The 20,422-nt window shown below is 41.9% G+C and carries 17 protein-coding genes and 1 pseudogene; 3 read left to right on the top strand and 15 right to left on the bottom strand.

Annotated features, from left to right (window positions below):
- Positions 1 to 142 precede the first annotated feature (142 nt).
- The gene (locus tag ACTJJQ_RS13655; protein WP_046342587.1) at positions 143 to 1,048 is read right to left on the bottom strand and encodes a LysR family transcriptional regulator; all 906 of its coding nucleotides are present in this window, start codon (positions 1,046 to 1,048) and stop codon (positions 143 to 145) included.
- Between the two features lie 118 nt (positions 1,049 to 1,166).
- Here ACTJJQ_RS13655 and ACTJJQ_RS13650 point away from each other — a divergent pair, with 118 nt between their 5' ends.
- Positions 1,167 to 1,940, top strand: a complete 774-nt coding sequence (locus ACTJJQ_RS13650; protein WP_440600284.1) for a methyltransferase domain-containing protein — start codon at positions 1,167 to 1,169, stop codon at positions 1,938 to 1,940.
- A gap of 230 nt (positions 1,941 to 2,170) precedes the next feature.
- On the opposite strand, the gene ACTJJQ_RS13645 is transcribed toward ACTJJQ_RS13650, so the two are convergent.
- From ACTJJQ_RS13645 to ACTJJQ_RS13625, 5 genes are all read right to left on the bottom strand, one after another.
- Entirely contained in the window at positions 2,171 to 3,547 is a 1,377-nt protein-coding gene (locus tag ACTJJQ_RS13645) for an MFS transporter (protein WP_024718969.1), read from the bottom strand.
- A gap of 120 nt (positions 3,548 to 3,667) precedes the next feature.
- Entirely contained in the window at positions 3,668 to 4,675 is a 1,008-nt protein-coding gene (locus tag ACTJJQ_RS13640; RefSeq protein ID WP_039166332.1) for a LacI family DNA-binding transcriptional regulator, read from the bottom strand.
- A gap of 77 nt (positions 4,676 to 4,752) precedes the next feature.
- Positions 4,753 to 5,700, bottom strand: a complete 948-nt coding sequence (locus ACTJJQ_RS13635) for a dihydrodipicolinate synthase family protein (protein WP_017358563.1) — start codon at positions 5,698 to 5,700, stop codon at positions 4,753 to 4,755.
- 412 nt (positions 5,701 to 6,112) lie between these two features.
- Complete coding sequence (locus ACTJJQ_RS13630; protein WP_025206715.1) at positions 6,113 to 6,670, bottom strand: shikimate kinase; 558 nt, start codon at positions 6,668 to 6,670, stop codon at positions 6,113 to 6,115.
- Positions 6,671 to 6,755: 85 nt separating this feature from the next.
- Positions 6,756 to 7,529 carry an IclR family transcriptional regulator gene (locus ACTJJQ_RS13625; RefSeq protein WP_017366579.1) on the bottom strand — a complete coding sequence of 258 codons (774 nt, stop codon included), beginning with the start codon at positions 7,527 to 7,529 and terminating at the stop codon, positions 6,756 to 6,758.
- A 143-nt stretch (positions 7,530 to 7,672) separates the two neighbouring features.
- Here ACTJJQ_RS13625 and ACTJJQ_RS13620 point away from each other — a divergent pair, with 143 nt between their 5' ends.
- Positions 7,673 to 9,034, top strand: a complete 1,362-nt coding sequence (locus ACTJJQ_RS13620; protein WP_156060862.1) for a hypothetical protein — start codon at positions 7,673 to 7,675, stop codon at positions 9,032 to 9,034.
- Between the two features lie 241 nt (positions 9,035 to 9,275).
- On the opposite strand, the gene ACTJJQ_RS13615 is transcribed toward ACTJJQ_RS13620, so the two are convergent.
- The 7 genes from ACTJJQ_RS13615 to ACTJJQ_RS13585 form a co-directional block, all read right to left on the bottom strand.
- Positions 9,276 to 10,586: an MFS transporter gene (locus ACTJJQ_RS13615; RefSeq protein ID WP_284564866.1), complete on the bottom strand. Its 1,311-nt coding sequence runs from the start codon at positions 10,584 to 10,586 to the stop codon at positions 9,276 to 9,278.
- A gap of 45 nt (positions 10,587 to 10,631) precedes the next feature.
- Positions 10,632 to 11,834, bottom strand: a complete 1,203-nt coding sequence (locus tag ACTJJQ_RS13610) for a CaiB/BaiF CoA transferase family protein (RefSeq protein WP_017366576.1) — start codon at positions 11,832 to 11,834, stop codon at positions 10,632 to 10,634.
- An 87-nt stretch (positions 11,835 to 11,921) separates the two neighbouring features.
- Positions 11,922 to 12,302 (bottom strand): cupin domain-containing protein, encoded by a 381-nt coding sequence (locus ACTJJQ_RS13605; protein WP_008342095.1) that lies wholly within the window; start codon positions 12,300 to 12,302, stop codon positions 11,922 to 11,924.
- A 23-nt stretch (positions 12,303 to 12,325) separates the two neighbouring features.
- On the bottom strand, positions 12,326 to 14,086 hold the full coding sequence (locus ACTJJQ_RS13600) for a thiamine pyrophosphate-binding protein (protein WP_041508217.1): 1,761 nt from the start codon (positions 14,084 to 14,086) through the stop codon (positions 12,326 to 12,328).
- Positions 14,087 to 14,124: 38 nt separating this feature from the next.
- Positions 14,125 to 14,898, bottom strand: coding sequence for a type I 3-dehydroquinate dehydratase (gene aroD / locus ACTJJQ_RS13595; RefSeq protein WP_242731513.1), 774 nt, complete (start codon positions 14,896 to 14,898; stop codon positions 14,125 to 14,127).
- Positions 14,899 to 14,907: 9 nt separating this feature from the next.
- Entirely contained in the window at positions 14,908 to 16,341 is a 1,434-nt protein-coding gene (locus tag ACTJJQ_RS13590; RefSeq protein ID WP_440600283.1) for an aldehyde dehydrogenase family protein, read from the bottom strand.
- On the bottom strand, positions 16,338 to 17,195 hold the full coding sequence (locus ACTJJQ_RS13585; protein ID WP_268373360.1) for a citryl-CoA lyase: 858 nt from the start codon (positions 17,193 to 17,195) through the stop codon (positions 16,338 to 16,340). Before ACTJJQ_RS13585 ends, ACTJJQ_RS13590 begins: the two co-directional genes overlap by 4 nt.
- 305 nt (positions 17,196 to 17,500) lie before the next feature.
- Between ACTJJQ_RS13585 and ACTJJQ_RS13580 the strand changes: the two are divergent.
- Positions 17,501 to 17,830, top strand: a pseudogene (locus ACTJJQ_RS13580) (sporulation protein); the annotation flags it as partial.
- A gap of 249 nt (positions 17,831 to 18,079) precedes the next feature.
- On the opposite strand, the gene ACTJJQ_RS13575 reads toward ACTJJQ_RS13580, so the two are convergent.
- Positions 18,080 to 19,192 carry a Rap family tetratricopeptide repeat protein gene (locus ACTJJQ_RS13575; protein ID WP_041106640.1) on the bottom strand — a complete coding sequence of 371 codons (1,113 nt, stop codon included), beginning with the start codon at positions 19,190 to 19,192 and terminating at the stop codon, positions 18,080 to 18,082.
- Positions 19,193 to 19,964: 772 nt separating this feature from the next.
- A complete protein-coding gene (locus ACTJJQ_RS13570) occupies positions 19,965 to 20,384 on the bottom strand; it encodes a hypothetical protein (RefSeq protein ID WP_440600282.1) in 420 nt (139 codons plus the stop codon).
- Positions 20,385 to 20,422 lie beyond the last annotated feature (38 nt).

The following is a 20,422-nucleotide window of genomic DNA, read 5'->3' as shown; positions in this document are numbered from 1 at the left end:
GTCCTGCGTGCCGGTGCTCACGAATGTCAAATTCGCTCCGCGTCGGTACTCGTCCTTCCTAAACTGCAAAGGTTTTCTATCACGCTGAAAAAAGGTAAAAGCAGGGGACTCCCCTGCTTTTTGCGTTTAATTAAACGTTTGTTTAAGCTTTTCCTTGATTCTGTTGAAGGTCCATGAAGGCTTGAGCGGCTTTCGTTAAATATCTTTCTTCCACATATGCAAACACAAGTGTGCGGGTTGGGCATGAATCAATGTGTAAATAAGTGACTGCTTTCCTTTCCTCTTGTGCCACCATTTTCGGCACCACCGTCACACCTAGCTCATTTTCAACCAATGCCTGAGCTGTTTGAATATGACTTGTTTCAAATGCAATCCTCGGCCGAAAGCCATGATGACGGCACAGTTCCGTGACCACTTGCCGAAAGCCATATCCCTCTTTCAGCATAATAAATGGGGCATCTTCCAGAAGATGAAACGAGATAGACCCTTCTTGATCCGCTTGATTGATGATTTCATTCAGTTCATCCGTCAACCACGGTTGAGCCGTTTGCGGAATGGCGAGGAGAAGCGGCTCTGTCAGCATTTGTTTTGTTTTCAATGATTCATGCTCGACAGGCAGAGAAAGAATCGCCAGATCCAGTTTCCCAGCGAGTAAACGTCTTTCTAGCTCACGAGGCGATTCTTCTATCAAATGAACGTGAACGTGCGGATACGTTTGACAATAGGTTTTTAATAAACTTGGCAGGACATATCCCCCTGTGACAGCTGGCGCACCGATCTTCAGTTCTTTCCCTACCTCATAAGCAGCTTCCCCCATCTCACGCAACAAATCATCTCGTTCCTTCAAAATGGTTTCTGCTCTTTTGATCAATCGGTTTCCTTGAGGTGTAGGAGTGACTTGTCCATACTTCCGAATAAACAGAGGAGTATCTAATTCCTCCTCAAGTTTTTTAATTTGCTGACTTAACGAGGGCTGTGCAATGTGAAGTTTTTCCGCTGCTTTTGTAAAGCTTTGCTGCCGGTACACTTCCATGACATATTCCATCATTCGTATATCCACTTCTCTCACCTCATAGGTTTTAACTATTCATATCATATCTTTTATGTCTTAGACAAATCACGGGAAGAACCCTACGATAAAGAAACAACAAAAAGGGGGTAAAGGAATGAATCCATATTCAAAAGCCGAGAAACAATTCTCACAAAATGCAGAGAACTACCGAGATTCACCCATCTTTGCAGCGGGAAAAGAACTTGAATGGATGAAAACGGCGGCGAAGGCAAAGGGCGATGAGCATCTACTTGATATCGGCTGCGCGGCAGGTCATACCGTTTTTTCCTTTTCAGACGTCATCTCTAAAGGAATCGGGATTGATGTCACACCCAAAATGATCGAGGTTGCTACAGCACTTGCGGAAGAGCGACAGCTGAACCACATTACGTTTGAGCAGGCATCCGCAGACGCATTGCCCTTTTCTGATGCATCATTTGATCTCGTCACATGCCGATTTGCTGCTCATCACTTCCCACATCTCCCGGCAGCCATGTCTGAAATCAGCCGAGTCTTAAAGAAAGGCGGCAAATTTCTACTTGTCGATCATTATGCACCTGAAAACCAAGCACAGGATGACTTTATTAATCATTTAAATAGACTGAGAGATCCCTCCCATGTGCGAGAAAGCTCGTTATCAGAATGGGAAGAGCTTTTCGCTGACAACCATCTGACGAAAGAAGATATCCGTTACTGGGATCTGCATATTGATTATCAGGACTGGATCATACGAGGACGTACACCAGAAAATGTTCAAAAGGAAATCGTTGCCCACCTTCATGCTGCAGACGATGAAACGAAACAGCTGTTTCAACTGCAATTCGACGAACATCGTCAGCCAACATCCTTTTGCCTAAAAGCTGCACTGCTTCAAGGGATCAAACATTAACCTGATCGAAAAAGTCTACCCTAGCCGGTAGACTTTTATATTATGAATATACATTTCCACTATCTGATAGATATTACTTTTCATGTTCGTGACAAGGAGTGCTGCATGATGTTTCTATTATAAGATAATTGAACTGAGGTAGGTTAGGCTTTTTCAAAAGTGTACGTAAATCCTCTGAATAAAAAAAGAACCTACCCTCTTTAGAATAAGTTCTTCACTGCATGCATCACTTACGGTGCAATATCCTCTAATACTTTCTCTCTCGTTTCGATCATTTTAAAAGCAAGAATTGCTCCCACTACAGTCACACTTGCAAAAAGAATAAAAATAGTTGAAACACCGCTCACCTCTAAAATAAAACCTATCATAATAGGAGCAATCGCTGAGGCCAGCCTAAGCCACGCTGTAGCAAATGCCGTACCAATTACCCTCATACGGGTAGGATAGATTTCAGGTGTATATAAATAGAGAAGAACTGTAATTGTTCCCATCATTCCGTAGGCAGCGGACCCTAAATAAATAACGCTTTCTGGAGAATTTGCTCCGCTGATCCATAAAGCCGTTAATAAAGCACCTGTTACGATAAATGCAATGGTTGCCCAGCGCTTCCGTCCTACTTTATCGATTAAAAATGCACAAGCGAATACCCCTATGGTCTGTAAAATATTTGTGAGAGAGGCTGCCCTTAATGAATCTCCAACCGGCAAATTGTAAACCGTATTATAAAGACTCGGTAACCAATTATTTAATCCATTCGATACAAAGTAGGCAGAAAACCATAGTCCCCATACGATCAATGTTCTTTTACGATAAAAAGTAGAAAAGAGCTCTTTCCAGTCGCCTTTTTCAGTGCTGCTGGACACTTGCTTTGCAACAGGCATTCGTTTGTCCGTACTAGCTTCAATCTCTTCAATGATTCTTTCGGCTTCATCTAACCTGCCTTTTGAAATAAGCCATCTTGGAGATTCACGCAACATGAAAAAGAAGACAAAGACGATTAACCCCCCAATTCCACCAATCAAGAACATCCATTTCCAGCCAAAGCTAGGGACAACAAATGCACCAATTTGAGCTGAGATCATTAATCCTAATGGAAAAATCATCTCATAGAGCATAAAAAATCTCCCTCTGCCTTGGGCCCGGGACAACTCATTGATATATGAGGCCGCTACTGGCACTTCTCCTCCTACTCCAATCCCCTGTATAAAACGAAAAATAAAAAGGGCCATAAAGTTACCTGAAAATACACATGCGATACTCATAATAGACATGAGAAATACAGTCCACTTTGCACTAAATACACGGCCACGTCTTTCTGCTAACCACCCAAAGAAAATAGCACCAATCGCTTGTCCGATATAACCAGACCCAATAAGAAGACCAATTTGAGCAGGTGATAAATTCCACATGCCGATGAGAACTGGGAGAACAAACGCTAAAGATAGCGCATCAAAAGCATCAAAAAAGGTAGCAGATCCCATAATGATACGAGGTTTTAAATGCCATCTCGAAAAAGGTACACTTTCCATCCTAGTCAATAGTTGTGAAGCTCTATCAACAACTTGCTCATCATGAGAATTTGAATTTCCGCTGAGTTCTAACGTCATGAAATCTCCTCCTTAATAGAGGAAATGATGCAAAAGTACATGCTGATGAGCACAAAAGAAATCGCTTACATTTTAAATGAAGAGACATTCTAAAGCGATCATATGAGTTTTCAGCATCTATCATTTCTTTTTTGGCGTTCCCGTGGTGCCACGATCTACATAGTACATCGGGAAGATGTGTTCCATCTTCTCTAACTGTTCTCCTTCTACTAACTGCGTTAGTAAAGAAACCGCTTTTCTTCCCATTCCAACTAAATCAACATGAACAGAAGATAAAGAAGGGGTTAGAAAACTTGCAATGGGCACATCATCAGCACCAATGACAGACAAATCATGAGGTATTGACACATTTGCGATATCTGCCGCTTTCATGACCCCTATCGCCAAAAAATCTGAAGAGCATACAACTCCAGTCATGTGCTGGTTTCCTTGGAGAAATTGAGAAACCACTTCTACTACTTTTCCCCCATCAAATTCATCTAACTCAAACACAAGCTCTTTGTTCATTGTTAATCCTAAACTTTTCAGTGTACGCTCATACCCCTTGTAATACCTCACACTATGCATCGAACTCATTGGACCATTGACCAGTCCAATGGTTCGATGACCTTTATCAAATAAGGCCGTGACAGATTGACACACACCTTCCTCATCATCTGGCCTGACACATGGAAATGGAGAATCCTCTAAGTAACTTCCGACAACGATAATGGGAATAGCTAAACTTTTTAACCAATCCATGCTCAATTCTTCATTTCTTGGAGAAAATAAAATGGCACCATCTACAGCCTGCGTTTCAAGTAATCGCTGCTGCTGCACAGATGTAAATGACATCAACATATTGAATTCAGTCTCATCTAATTCCTTCGCTATCCCATCTAAAATCGTCGAAAAAAATGGATTATTCAAAATATATGAACCACGAGGAACCACGACAGCAATATTGCCAGTCTTTCTTTTAACGAGCCCTCTAGCTCCTAAATTAGGACGATAGCCTAATTCATCAATCACTTGTTTGATTCTTTCAGCCGTTTGAGCACCTACTCCTGGTTTGCCACTTAATACTCGGGAAACAGAGGCGATAGATACTCCAGCTTTCAATGCGACATCTTTAATACTTACTGACACATTTCATACCTCCGGGAGTCTGTTGTTTTATACTCTATTATAACCTGACTCACCTTCATCATGAAATCAATGGTCTGTTATTTACTAACGTTTTCCTTAAGTAAACCAACACTTTGAAGGCCCTGACGAATCTCTTCTTTTTCCTTTTGAGTTAAAGGTAATACTGGCTTCCTCGCAAGCGAACTGCTGATCAAACCTCGCTGGAACATCGCTTCCTTCATTCGCAGATGAGAGGTAGAGGAAGGTTCATCCATTTTATACACAGCATGCTTTAATTCAAAGATTCTATCGTACACTTTATTAGCCGCTACAAGGTCTTGTTCTTCCACACATTTCACAAGCTCAGCAATCAAATCTGGGACAAAACAGCCGAAACCTACAAGCGCCCCATCAATTCCTTGAACTAATGTTGGCAATAAATATTCATCGTGACATGTGAGCAACGATACATCTGGTGCATGCTTTTTCAGTGCGCGCACATCGACTTCATATTGCGCCATGTCTCTTTGACCGATTTTAAATGAGACAACGTTTGGAATCTCCGACATTTCTAATAATTGACTGGTTGTATAAGAGGTTTTTGTCCATGTTGGATACTGATGGACGATGATTGAAATATCAATTGCTTCTGCAACATCTTGAAAGAATTGGACAGGTGACTCAGGCTGCATACCGAATCTCAGCCATGAATGTGGCGGCATAAGAAGAATACCTTCTCCGCCAGCTTCCTCTACTGCTTTTGCATGCTGGATCGCTTCGATTGTCCCTTCAGCAGAAACCCCAGAAATGACAGGAATTTCTCCCTTTAATTCGTCGGCTGCAATACGCACAGCTTCAGCTCGTTCATGTGGCAGCAAAGTCATAATCTCGCCAGTATGTCCATTGACAACGATCCCATTAATCCCTTCGTGCCCCGCCACCCAGCGAACAAGCTTACGAAAAGCAGGTTCATCAATTGAATAGTCATCTTTAAAAGGAATTAAGACTGCCGGGAATACACCGCTCCATTTTTCTTTATTTTTCATCAACAAATTCCTCCCCATCCGTTATAGTAAACGTTTACGGTAAGCGTTTACGTTAATAATCATAGAATGATCTAACCGAAGGTGTCAACAATATTTTTAAAAATTATAATAATTCAAAAAACTATTATTAGAATTTAGATACTATTTTATTTTTTCAAAAAAAGAAAATGAGAGATATATTTCGTTTCCCACATCAATCAAAAAACCTCATCATCTTGACCTAGTTGTAGTCTGATCACCACTTTTTTCAAATGGCTAGACACACCACATAAAGGATGCATACATTTTGATATAATGACGAAGGAAAAAACATCTTTTCTTCTTTTTTTCATCCATCATCCAACTTAGACTGTGATTTCTTTGACTACTCCTGATCTAATAGAAAAAGTCTACCCCCTTAGGATAGACTTTTTTATTTCGAATATAGATCCCAGCCAAGCTTGAGTGTGTCGACAATATAATTGGCGACTTCTTCAGCTTCTAGATGATCTGTTTCCACTCTTGAGTTATGAAGGGAATAAATTTCCCGGCGCTCTTCAAACAGCTCTTTCATCTCGTCAAGTGTGCGGTTATGAAGAACAGGACGGTTTTCAATTAAAATATCCAGCCGCTGCTTCCAATTCTCCCAAGATAGGTCAAGGAAAAGAACCGTACAATGCTTTAAGCAAGATCGTTTGATTTCTTCCTGTTTAAACGCACCGCCTCCAAGAGACACGATCTTTAGCTGAGTATGTTCACATAAATCGACGATATAGTCCTTTTCAGCCTGTCTGAAGAAATCTTCTCCTTTTTGCTGAAACATTTCTGGAATCGTCATGTTGTACTTTTTCTCAATCTCCTGATCAACATCAATAAAATCTCTATATAACTTTTTGGCAACCAGCTGCCCAATGGTTGTTTTCCCAACGCCCATAAAGCCAATGAGGACAATATTTCGCTGTCTCACAGGAATCTCTCTATTGTTTTTCATGTTCGTGACACGTCCTCCTTACGACAAGGAATGCTACATAATGTTTCTATTATATGATAAATGGACTGAGAAAAGATAGGCATTCTTAAAAATTGTGTTTGACGACGTAACCGAGCTGTTCGGAGAGCTTCTCGGCATGCTCTTTCACTTTTTGCTGCAGCTGAGGGATGACATCTTCAGTAAATCGTTGGGTCGGTCCAGATATGGATAAACATGCCTGCACTTCCCCATGAATGTTAAAGATCGGTGCCGCCACTGCCGCCGATCCGACTTCCCGTTCATCAATACTGCAAGCGGTATGCGTTTCAAGAATATGACGACATTCTTTTTGCCATTCCTCCATCGTCATGTGATCAGCCTCAGACGCGAAAACTTGCTGTTGAAACTCTTCGCTTTGGAAAGCAAGCAGCACCTTTCCACCAGCACCAGCGTATAACGGCAGCTTCTCACCGATTTTCACAAGATGCCGAATCGATTGCAGCCCTTCGGCTTGTTCAATACATACCCTGCTTTTGTGATCGAGCACATACAGGTTGACGGTTTCCTTTGTTTCATCACGAAGTGTGTACATGAGCGGTTTTGCCAGTTCCCTCAATTTGATGGACTTCCCAGCAATATAACCGAGAAGATAAAGTCTTTGACCGAGCCGGTACTTCATTGTCTCTTGGTTCTTTTCCACAAAATGATTCATTTCAAGTGCCTTGAGCAGTCTCGTTGTGGTAGACATTGCTAAGTTCATCTCTTTTGAAATGTCCGTTAGCGTCAGCTCTTGACGTTCTTCGCTAAAGCAAGAAAGAATATCCAAAGCGCGCTGAACGGTACGCAATCCTGATTCTTCTTTTGACTTCTTATCAGCCATGTTCACTTTCTCCTTTTCCCCTTTGATTTCTTATCGACATGATTGACCAATTTTGCTATAATCCATTTTAAATGTTCCATTAAAAGAAAACAAATTCCATCGTACGGAATAAAACCGATAGATGTTTTGATGGAGGAGATATTATGATCTACCTGCTCATTTTCACACTTCTTATTAGCTTATACATCGTTCATCAACTATTCCCTGCTCCCATTCTCTCCTATTTGGTTGGTCTGCTGGCGGCTGCTTCGCTCACCATTTCCTTTAAGAAGGCAAGTGGGCTTTATTTGAAAACGGGTGCTATGTTTCTCTTGATTGGATTGGTGTTATTTTTCTGGTCAGAACAGCCTTTGCATACGCTTTTTCTTCATTTTCATTCCATGCTAGGCTTGCTTTCTTTATTTTTCATGTTGCCATTTATTCATTCTCTCATACATGTTGGACATTTCGATACTCAATTAAATAAACTGCTTACCCTACATACAACGAGTACAAATCAGCTTTATCGCAAGAGTTCATTTGTCACTCATGTTCTTGGCATGTTTTTAAATATCGCAACGATTCCCTTATTATATACATCCTTGAAACCGTCGCTGAACGCCCTTCAGGAACAAGTCAAACAGCACCTTTATACGCGCAATCTTTTAAGGTCATATGCGCTATGTCTTAGCTGGAGTCCTGTCGAAGTACTGGTGAGTGTCACCATTGATGCAACCAAATTGAAATATTATCAGATTGCACCCGTTACGTTTTGTTTAATGGTGCTTGTACTGTTGACGGATTGGTTGCTGTTTTCTCGTCAAAGCAAACGATTGCCGCATATCATCCAGCCGGCAGAAGCTCACCCCAACCCTCATCGCATTAAGAGAAAAACCCTTCAGCTTGCTTTTATGCTGCTCAGTTTTATGACAGTCGTTTCGCTTGTTGACGCCTGGATTGGGAAAGGTTATCTGTTCGCTGTTGTGCTGACGATTATTCCTTTCGCTCTATTATTCTCGTCTATCATCAAAAAACGAAAACAATATGTAGCCGTCTCTATTCCCCATTGGAAAGAACGGACCCGCCAGCTCTCCAATTATATGTGTCTATTTTTAAGCGCGGGCTTCTTTGTCGATATGCTGCTTGTCACAAACAGCTTGCAGCCGATTCAAGCATTTATCGTCAGTATATCAGATCATGCCATTTGGGTTTATGGGGTCATCGGGCTGTATTTTCTCATCACCGCTCTTTGCGGTTTTCACCCGCTCGTTTCGCTTGCTCTCTTAGTGAGCTTGATGGCACCTGTCATTCATGAATTGCCTGCCCTTCCCATCGCCATCATGCTCATTATCGCTGGAACCTCAACGGTCATGTTTAGCCCATATAATGTATCTGTCTCCCTATTAGCCGATTTGATGAAGGTCAACCCTTACCGAATCACACGATGGAATATCTGGTTTGCTGGTTTTTATATCAGCATGGGGATCGCATGTGCAACGATCATCACCGTCATCTTTTATTCATAGAAAAAGAGAACCCAATGAGTTCTCTTTTAAGATAGTTGACAAAGGGCTAAAATGAACTTGATTTTAGCCCTTTGTCTTCTTTTCAGCGTGATAGAAAACCTTTGCAGCCTAGGAAGGACGAGTACCGGCGCGGAGCGAATTTGACATTCGTGAGCACCGAAGCGCAGGACTGACAACGAATGCGAGGGTTTGTCTACACGCTGAAAGAGAACCCAATGAGTTCTCTTTTTCTTACTCTCTATTATTTTAATTGAATCCGTTCAATCTTACCTACAATAAAGATATACGACAACGCTCCGCCTAATGCCACTAGGCTGACGAATAAAATACCGCCGTTGTAAGAGCCTGTCGCCGATACAATGAATCCGATGATCAGCGGGGTGATGATGCCGGATAAGTTAGCAAAAAAGTTGAATACGCCGCCAGCCAGCCCGACCATTTCTCTTGGTGCTACCTCAGACAGCATGGTCCAGGAGATATTAGACAGTCCTTGCGCAAAGGATGCGATGGATAAAATAGTCAGCACAAGCGGGATATTCGTTGTAAAATTCGCTAAAACAATGGTACTTGTCAGAAGCAGACCGACCACAACCGGCAGCTTTCTCGCTACATTGACCGATACACCCTTTTTAAGCAGCCAGTCAGACACATAGCCTCCAAACAGCACCCCAAAGAATGCAGCGATGTATGGCAGGGATGCCGCAAAACCCACTTTGAGAAAGGCCATATCTTTCGCCTCTGCTAAATAGGTCGGAAACCATGTTAAAAAGAAAAAGAGGGTAGACGCAACAGAAAATTGACCAATATAGAGTCCAATCAATTTACGATATTTCAAAAGTGCGGCAAAGTCTGCCCATTTCAGTTTCTCCTGTGATGCCACTGTCAGCCCTTCGCCTTGACGGATCAATTCTAACTCATCTTCATTGATCTTTGGATGCTCTTTCGGTTCGTGATAATACTTGTACCAAAAGAAAGCAAATATAATACCGAGCGCACCAGCAGTGATAAAGACGGTTCTCCAATCGAAAGTTGTCATGATCCAAAAAAGAAGAGGTGTCGCAAATGCAAGCCCCACATACTCTCCAGCGGTATATACCCCTGTTGCAAATGCGCGTTCCCGCCTTGGAAACCATGTGGTCACAATGCGATTATTCGCAGGAAATGCGGGAGATTCTGTAATTCCGATAAACAAACGGCAGCCAAATAAGAAGGCAAAGCTGTTCGCAAACGCCTGTAAACCGGTGAAAATAGACCAAGTAATGAGTGATATTCCATACGTTACCTTTGATCCAAACTTATCAAGAATAAAGCCGCCAGGGATCTGCATGGCTGTATAGGTCCAGCTAAATGCTGAAAAGATGAGGCCTAATAAGGCAGGGTTTAATTGCAATGAAGACTGAATCGCAGGTGCAACAATGGATACACTGGCTCGATCAATATAGTTAATAGCGGTAATAAAAAACAACAGAATCAAGATGCCGAAACGAGCTTTTGTTGGTTTCGCATAAGCAGGCCGCAAGTCGTTCCCCTTCAGTTCTGAATGCACTTTCATAACCATCCTCCTTTGTTTCCGCAGCGTGCGGATCGGTTGAGTGTCTTAAATGACCCCTTTTTCTTCTAACTGTTTACACTCTTCTTCTGTGAAGCCAAGCATTTTCGTTAAAATGTCATAATTATGTTCACCTAAATCAGGCGCAATATGGCGAATACGGCCGGGGGTTTTTTCAAACTTCGGAATGATTCCAGGCACCTTCACTTTTCCAAGACGCGGATGATGCACCTCGACAATATTTTCTCGTGCTTTAAATTGCGGATGCTCAAAGATATCCCGAATGCTTAGAATCGGACTCACAGGCACACCATGTGTATCTAGAATGTCTAGGACGTCATCTCTTGTTTTGGACGCAATCCACTGCGAGACGATCGCATCCATTTCATCGTTATGCTTCAGCCTGGCTGCATTCACAGAGAATTTCTCGTTCTCTAGTAAATCTAAGCGATTCATCGCCTCTGCCAATCGATTAAAGGTCGAATCTGTACTCGTCACAAGAACCAAATAATGCCCATCCTTTGTCTCATAGGTACCGGCAGGGCTTGAATGACCGCTTAACCCTGGTGAACGCTCACGCACCTTCCCTAGCTTGTCATATTCTGCAACCAAAAATTCTAACATGCGGAACACAGATTCATAGAGAGCCAAATCCACCATTTGCCCTGTTCCTTCTGGATGTGTGTCACGATAATACATCGCTGTCACAGTGGCAAACGCCACATAGATTCCTGCGATATAATCCGTAAGGGAAAAGGACGGGCTGACTGGATGCCGATCTGGAAACCCTTGAATATATGTAAAGCCGCTAAACGCCGTCGCAGGTGTACCAAATCCCGCCTTGTCCTTAAATGGACCGGTTTGCCCATAACCCGAAACTCGAATCATAATTAAACGAGGGTTGATTTCTTTTAATACATCGTACCCAACGTCCCATTTTTCAAGTGTGCCCGGACGAAAATTTTCAATGATCACATCAACCTGCGCTGCAAGCTTTTTAAAAATGTCTTTTGCTTCTTCTTTGTGTAGATCGAGTGTAAGAGATTTCTTATTCCTTGAAAGCCCTGACCATCTCAAAGGTTCACCATCTGCAAAAGGGCCAACATGCCGCAGTGTATCCCCTTTTCCAGGAATCTCGACTTTAATGACCTCTGCACCGAAATCTCCTAGAAGCACCGCGCCGTATGGTGCAGCAATCATCGTTGAAACATCTAATATTTTGATTCCTTCAAGTGGTGTATTCTTATTCATTGCTTGACTCCCTTTCGTTCAATTGATAAAGGGCTAAAATGCTTTCTATTTTAGCCCCTTTTCTTCTTTCTCTCGTGCAAGGTTTCTTTAGTCCTTCGGAAGCTGCCCTTGCGGTGTATAGAGCCAAATCAGCCATAAAGGTTCGTCCCCTGTGTTCACATGCTGATGTGAGACACCATCTGGAATAAACATAAAGTCATTTTGTTTAAATGATTGTCTTTCTCCATCGCAAATGACTTCGCCAGACCCTTTAATCACATAATCAAATTCCTCTGAACCCGGGTGATTGTGTACTGAGCTTGCTTCTCCCGGCTCAAAAATAGTGAGACCTGCCATCATATGCTCTGATCCAACGGTATCTGGTGTGATCGTTTGAAACACCTTCCGAATCATTTTCTCTTCTGGATGATCTAAACCTAACCATAATGGATGACCGTCTTGAAATGGATTTAATACTTTAATTTTCATTGTTGATTCCTCCCTAGTCATGTTTAGTTCACACTGACATGTGAACGTTTTGTATTTGGTGAATAAATATCATTAATGTTCCAATGTCCATCAGTAGGCACAGGATCATTTTTCATCGCTACATCAATGACACATGGTTCCTGAGAAGCAATCGCTTCAGCCAAAGCTTCTTTGAATTCAGAAGCCGCCGTAATTTTGATCCCCTTCATCCCATAACCTCTTGCAATGGCTGCAAAATCAGGCGAATAGCTTTCTCCATCTTTTCTAAAAACAGTGCCGTATGTCGTTTCATAGTGTGCCATTTGCAAGCCGGCGATCGTCCCAAACGCACTGTTGTTCATCACAATCCACACGACAGGAATGTTTTCTTCCATAGCTGTTGCGAGAACAGATGGATTTTGACCGAATCCGCCGTCCCCGACAAGTGATACAACGACACGGTCAGGCTGGGCAATCTTTGCTCCAAGTGCAGCGGGAGCGCCAAATCCCATCGTCGCAAAACCACCTGGGGTTAAAATAGTGCCTGGCGTGTATACAGGAAATTGCTGTCCGACCCCATTTTTATTCCAGCCAACATCGGTTGTAATGAAGGCATCAGGCGGCAATACTTCCCGCACTTCCTGCAAAATACGTTGTGGTTTCATTGGGAAAGACTCGTCTTGAATATTCGTCAAATTGCTCTTCTGAAATTCCTCACGATATACCGCAATATCCTTTTTCAATTGAGGGCGATCCAGACCTTCTGGCAGCCTTTCTTTCGCCACACGATTGAGTACGGTCAGGGCCTGCTTGAGATCTGCTACCGCTCCAATTTCCACAGGATAATTTCGGCCAATTTCATTCGGATCAATGTCAATATGAATGAGCTTGGTTGATTGGAAATTGAACGTATATTCCGATTCCCACGAACTCGCATCTGCTTCAGCAAAACGGGTGCCTAAAGCCAATATATAGTCCGCTGCTTTACACTGATCATTGATAAATTTCGTCCCCCAAAACCCTGTCATACCAAGGGTCATTGGATGATCATCTGGCATCGCCCCTTTCCCCATCAAAGAATGGGCAACAGGGATACTCAAATGGTCAGAAAATGCCTTTAACTCTTCTGCTGCATCGGCTAGTAAAATGCCTCCCCCTACATATAAGAGCGGTTTGTCTGCCTGCAGCAGTCGATCTAATATCCGATTCGCTGTTTGATCATCAATAGATGGTTTTTCAACGGTGTGTGTATGATGAGCGATTTGTTCAAATAACGACACATCTAATTCTTTTGAGAACACATCCATCGGAACTGAAATCAGGACTGGCCCAGGGCGGCCGCTTTCAGCTAATTGAAACGCTTTTGATAGAATTTCTGGAAATAATTCTGGAATGTCGACTCGCCATGCTCTTTTCACAAACGGGCGATAAATTTCGTATTGAGAAGCATCGGAATGAAGATTGATTTCTTGGTGTGGGTGCTTTCCGTAGTAATGACTTGGAACATCTCCTGCAATGACAACCATTGGAATGGAATCGAGTGCAGCATTCGCTACGCCTGTTGCCGCATTGGTGAGTCCAGGACCTAAGTGACTGAGCACAACAGCCGTCTGTTTTTTCGCTCGTGCATAACCGTCTGCTGCATGCGCAGCTATCTGTTCATGTCTGACATTCACAAATTGAATACGGCTTTTTTCTAGCGCTGATAAAAAAGCAATATTCGTATGACCGCACAGACCGAAGATATGCTCAACTCCTCGATTTTCTAAATACTGAATGACCTGTGTAGATATATTCTTCTTCATGTTTCTCTCCTCTCACGGTGCAGCTATGAATCTGCTACTCACTGATTCTTTGAAAACACAATCGATAGAACGGTATTCAAATCCTGTATCGCAACTTGTCCAGGTGCTGAGCTTTCTTTCCCTACAGCAAAGGTCATGATAGACCCAAAGAGTCCACCTACCATTCTTGTGAAGGCGCCATATTCCCCCATCGCCATCGAAATAACGGGGATGGACAGATGCTTGTTCGCCTTGCCCGTCGCAGAAAGCAGTGTCAATGCATCCTCATAGGAATACGGCATGACGGCGATCTTTGCGATATCGGCGCCAACCGATTCTGCATGGGTGAATAGCTCCACGAGCCGATCCGCCGCAGGGGTACGCTGGAAATCGTGGTACGACACAATCAAGATGACCCCGTTTCTCTTAGCCGCCTGACTGACTTGCTGGATATGCGAGACATCATGCATTAATTCAAAATCAACGGCAGCCACAAGCTGAGTGGAACAAAGCTCGACAAGCAGGGAAACCTTTTCATCCTCTGAGAGTGAGATGCGTTCGCCGCCCTCTTTTTCAGAACGAATGGTGAATAAAAATGGGATGTTATCTGCCTTTTCGATCATCCCTTTCAGGGTGTCGATGACTTGTTCCATGTCATTGAGGTGATTGAAAAAATCCGCTCGCCACTCTATCACATCAGGTTTCTTCTCAGCTAACACCTCAACTTCAAGAAACAATTCTTCCTTTGTTTGTCCAATGAGCGGCGTACAAATCATTGGCTGACCGCCTGTCTGCGCACTCTTTACCTTTTGCTGAAAGACATTCACAACCATCTGCCCCCTTTATAGCCCATTTGGCAGCACAACCATTTTGGTTTCGGTCATCTCCTCGATGGCGAAACGCGGGCCTTCCCTTCCAATACCGCTTCGTTTAATCCCGCCATATGGCCAGTGATCTAGTCTGAAATTCGATGTCCCATTGATGACTACGCCGCCAGTTTCAAGCTCTTTTGCTGCGTGTAACGCAACATCTAGCTGATTCGTAAAGACACCTGCCTGCAAACCATATCGACTATCGTTTGCTTCTTTGATTGCCTCATCCAGCTCCTCATATGGGAGAATGCTGACAACTGGGCCGAACACTTCTTCACAGACGACCTTGGCTTGTTTTGGCGGGTTTAGCAAAATAGCCGGTGTGATGCTTGCGCCATTTCGTTGTCCTCCAGATAAAAGCTCGGCACCCATTTTCTCTGCCTCTTGTATCCATGCCTCCACACGTTTTGCTGCCTGTACATCAACCATACAGCCGATATCACTTTCACTAGACAGCGGATCTCCAACGACGAGCTGTTCTACTTTTTGTTTAAGTGTCTCAGTAAATGTCGACAAAATTTGCTTGTGAACATAAATTCTTTGAACAGAAATACAACTTTGACCAGAGTTGCTAAAGCCCGTTTTGGCGCAAAGAGAGGCGGCTTGCTCGATATCTGCATCATGATGAACAATCGTCGCTCCATTTCCTCCGAGTTCCAGCAGTACCTTTTTTAATCCAGCCGAGTTTGAAATATGTTCTCCTCCCACCGCACCGCCAGTAAAAGAAACAAGATTGGTTCTTTCATCAGTGACTAACTGTCTGCCGGCGTCTACTCCTCCAATCACAAGCTGCAGGCTCTTTTCAGGAAACCCTGCTTCAAGCAGGAGCTTAACAAACGCTGTGGCAACAGCTGATGTTTGCGGTGCTGGTTTTAAAATAATGGCATTCCCTGCCGCAAAAGCTGGACCGATTTTGTGACAAATTAAGTTGAGAGGCGCATTAAAAGGCGTAATCGCCAGCACAACCCCAACCGGCACTTTAAATGTCATCGCCATTGCTCTCTGTCCACGGGAAGATACATTGCCAGGAATGGTCTCACCGATTAGTCGATTGGCTTCTTCGGCTGACTGCACCAGCGTTTCAATTGATCGTGAGACTTCATCTCTTGTATTTTTAAGCGGTTTGCCTAATTCTAAAGAAATGAGTTTTGCAAAATGCTCTTTTTGTTCTTCCAATAAGGCAGCTGCCTTTGTTAGAAGCGTTGAGCGTTCTAATGCTGATATTGCCGCTAATTGTTTTTTAGCTTGCTGCGCAATAGAAAGCGCCTGTTCTATATCTTCTGAGGATGCAAGATAGGATGTACCGATCATTTCCCCAGAGTATGGATTGATAATGTCTTCTTTGACATGGTTTGCATCCAGCCATTCGCCGTTTATATATGACAACGCTTTCAATTCACTCAAATTCTCTCACCCTCCTTCAAGTGACGCGTCCCGACCCCCGCATAACGAACAAGTCTTTCTTCATTCGGACAAGGACCTTTCACTAGGGCACCTTTTGTCAGCTCTTCATATGCATGCGCCACGATGCCCATTCCTCTGGATAAGGAAAAGATGCCTTTTGCCGCTTCAGCTGGAATGTTTAATTCACATTGGATCGCAGCAGATACACCATCTATGTTCATCGTGATTTTTTTCCCTTTTAATTGTTCAAGTTCATGTCTAATCGCCTCAGCTAACCGTAAGTACGTTCCGCTGATATCACCTTGCTGCACATATGTTTGACTCAGCTCATACAGCCGTCTCACTCTCGGATCATCATCATGCAGCTGATGACCGATTCCCGGAATTTTTTCCTTGCGGGCTAACCACGTCTGACATACTTGCTTTGCAGCAGACTTGATATCCTTGTATTCATCGTAGGCTGCTTTGGCTTCGTATAACATACGCATCGCCTTTTCTCCGGCTCCGCCATGAATATCACCTAATAGATTCACCCCTGTTGCAACAGAAGAATTAAACGAAATGCCGCACGTAACCGCCATTCTTGCCGCTGCAATAGACGGTGCTCTTGGCCCATGATCCGCACCTGCGACAAGAACACTTTCAAAAAGAGCTGCCTTCGAATCATCTAGTAATTCACCAACAAGCAGTAGATAAAGCATCTGTGGATACGATAATTGACCAATAAGCTCTTCAATTGGATAGCCCCGAAGTTCAATTGAATTTTTTTGAATATGACTAATCTCAGTCTCCCACCAAGCGCCTCCTTCTTTGTATATTTCCAGTGCACTTCGATTTTTCATTGTGTGAATCATTCCTTTAGCCACTTATTTGGAGATGAACGACTCCTTTTATTCCGTCTAGTGGAATTCAATTTCACTTTTTGGAATGTGTTTTCATTGTAAGCGCATTCGTTTTTATCGTCAATCATTTTTTCTGAAAATACTGTCAATATAAGTGAAATTAAGTGAATCGAACTAATTATGTTTTCTTTTTTAATCAAAAAAATTGATATTTAGTTAAATGGACTTAAGTAGATCGTTCTACTAATTTAATGAATTTTTGGTTGTTTTGTCAAACCCACTTCGACATAAAAAAACCTCTCCTTCTTCTGGAGAGGTCTCAGTATGATGTGAAATTGAAGTTTCCGTTTGATAAGTATCCAGAAACAGCACGAGACATAAAAAATGCTATAAAAAAGGGCGCTTCTGCCGTCTGCACGATTGATAAAGAAGGTGCCGATAAAAATGGAGAAGAATCATTGAAAAACATACAAGTAAAAAGGGAATATGATCGAGATGAATTCCCTATGGCTATGTGTGAAGAAGGCGGTGCAGGAGCCGATATTGAATAAATATCTCTTTCAGACAATCGAGGTGCGGGATATTGGGTATCCCATCAACTAAATGAATACGAAGATGGAACGGCAGTACTGTTTGTTGTTGATTAGGGTTATGCAACTTTGAATTAGATCACAGCTTACTCAAAAAATCCCTATCCAATTGGAAGGGATTTTTTCTGAGTGTCTGTTAGTGCATTGGTGTTGTTCCAGAAGAATTTCCAAATAGACAGACCCAAAAGGTCTGCCATTTTTCATGTACCTAATCGAATAGCCAACTCCATAGCAGTCTCGGTATGATTCAGATATGAACCACCAACCAACATCATGATCGCAAGACCAGCTAAAACAAAGCTTTTTCTAATGTTCATACAAACAGTCGCCCCTTCGAATTTGTTTTTGAGCGTACACCATTTGCTGATACAAATATACAGATTCCTCCATACGCTCACATTTAGTATAAAATTCTGCGGACTCTAATGCCAGTTCTTCTAAATATGGATAACCCCTAATGTTATCAAATCGTTTCAAAATATCCTTGAGATCATCAAGATTAAGTGGCTTTATATATAGGTTTACAAGAAAATCGTACAAAGATTCGAATAATTGATCAGGGTTTGATTTTAGATAATCTATGCCACGCTGCAAATATTCCTTGGCCAATTCATCGTTACCCAATTTAAAATGGATCAGAGCCTGCTGATAAAGGATTGCTCGTATGTGAGAATGACGTTTCAAATAAATTTCAGCTTCCTCCAAATGATCTAATGCCAACTGATATTTTTCCAAACTAGAATAACAGTGACCCAAGTTCATCAAACTTATACCAATCATTAATTCATCCTTAATCGCATGTGATTTTTCTAATGCTTTGTCTAAATGCGGGAGAGACTTTTCAGAACTGTTAAGATCAATATAATTTCCTGAAACAACAAAACGAGACTGAATTTCTCGGACAAGATATGTCGGGTGCGCCTTATATGTATCAAGGGCTAGCATGATGTAATACATAGACATTTGAGTTTGCTTCATGTGATAGAAAATCTCTGCCATCTTGAAGTAAAACTCTGCTCTTTCAACTTCATCCGCCACTCGATCCAACCGTTTTTCTGCCTGTCGATAAAAAGTAATCGCAGTAATGTAATCACCTTGCGAAAACTCATACATCCCTTTGAAAAAATTAAAATAGTATTCCAGGATTCCAGTAAGCTTCCGCCCTTGCCCTTCAACTGATCGCAGGTACTCCGCTTTGTTTAATTTCCGAGCTCCTAGATTCATGTATTCAAGCATTTGTTCGTGGCGGAATTCCATAAGCTGAAAATAAAGAACAGCTTGCTCATCTTCCTCCATGATGTCTAAATCCCTTCTGATCTCACTCCGAAGCATTTCCGCATCTGTTACATTCAGCCTCTTGATATTCTGATACCATTCATTAATCTTCTGACCGATTTTCGCTGAAGATACAGCTGCCATTCATTCATCCCCCTCAATTTTTGCCGTTTTATGTTAAATCCTAGCACATGAAATACGCCCAAAACCCATTTTAGTTCCAATTTTGAAAATTTTCGGTATCTCGCAAACAGATTTTCAAACTGATTTCAGTAGCCAAAACGAAAAAACACATTTAAAGCCCTTATAAGCGTTTTTGACACACCACCCCTACTTTTAATACCTAAACAAAAAAGCGATCAGAATCAAATCTGAGCGATCTCAACTGAAATTTTTAAGTATACCTCTATGTAAGTGTTAAAATCTCTTGATTTCCGTCAAGCGCCTTTCAAGAAGCACCCTAGCTCTTTCTCTTTCGTTTTCGTTCCTTATTAGCTTTGATTAAAAACAAAACTGAAACACCTAGAATGAGAAATCCTATCTCAAACAGGTTTATTCCTACTTCTATCTTCACATGATTCACCTCCGCAGTGACTGGATTTTATCACAAAAAAATCCGTCAAAATGAAGCACTGAAAAATAAAAAAAATGCTTGCGGACACCGCAAGCAAAATGGGATTTTTCAACAAAAACATAATATTTTTTTTTAAAAACAGGCTCTCCAGCCTGTTCATTAGCGATAATTGACAATCTAATTCTTCTCTATTCGAAATTTCTCCTCCCAATTAAAAGAACCATAATTGCGGACACCGCAACTGAAAAATAAAATTCCCATCAAATTACCAATTATAAAGAAATAAATGGTAGCATTGGAATGTATCAAAGAAAGTGAGTGATTTTTATAAGCCCATGTCTCTTATGACTCTTTATGCAACCATTTTTTAGACTCTCTTATGATCCCCCAAAATAGGAACCTGTACAGAACTACAAGCAAGAAAAAAGTATAAACAAACTCAAAGGGAGAGAATGGCTCATAATCAATTAAGTATGCATTAATAAACACTATTACCAAAGAAAACAATTCCATCAAAGAATCTATAAATCTGTTTTCTTTGAACACATCCCTTGTCTTTTTGAAATTAAAGATGTCTTTAATTTCCCCACTGGAAAGTCCTTTGATTAAAGCTAACCCTATCAAGTACACACCAAAAGACATCTCAAAGGAAAAACTCAACATTTGTGTGATTACACAATAAATCAAAGTAAATAAGAATAAATACATTTTATTACTCTCCTTAACCTCTAAGTATTCCACCCCAATAGAAGGAAATATCATGTATGCGTTACTCCAAAAAACAAATAGGAGTGGTACCT

This window comes from Bacillus sp. 22483, from assembly GCF_052044605.1.
Lineage (GTDB): Bacteria > Bacillota > Bacilli > Bacillales > Bacillaceae > Bacillus > Bacillus altitudinis.
This window is presented reverse-complemented; position numbering and strand designations above follow the sequence as displayed.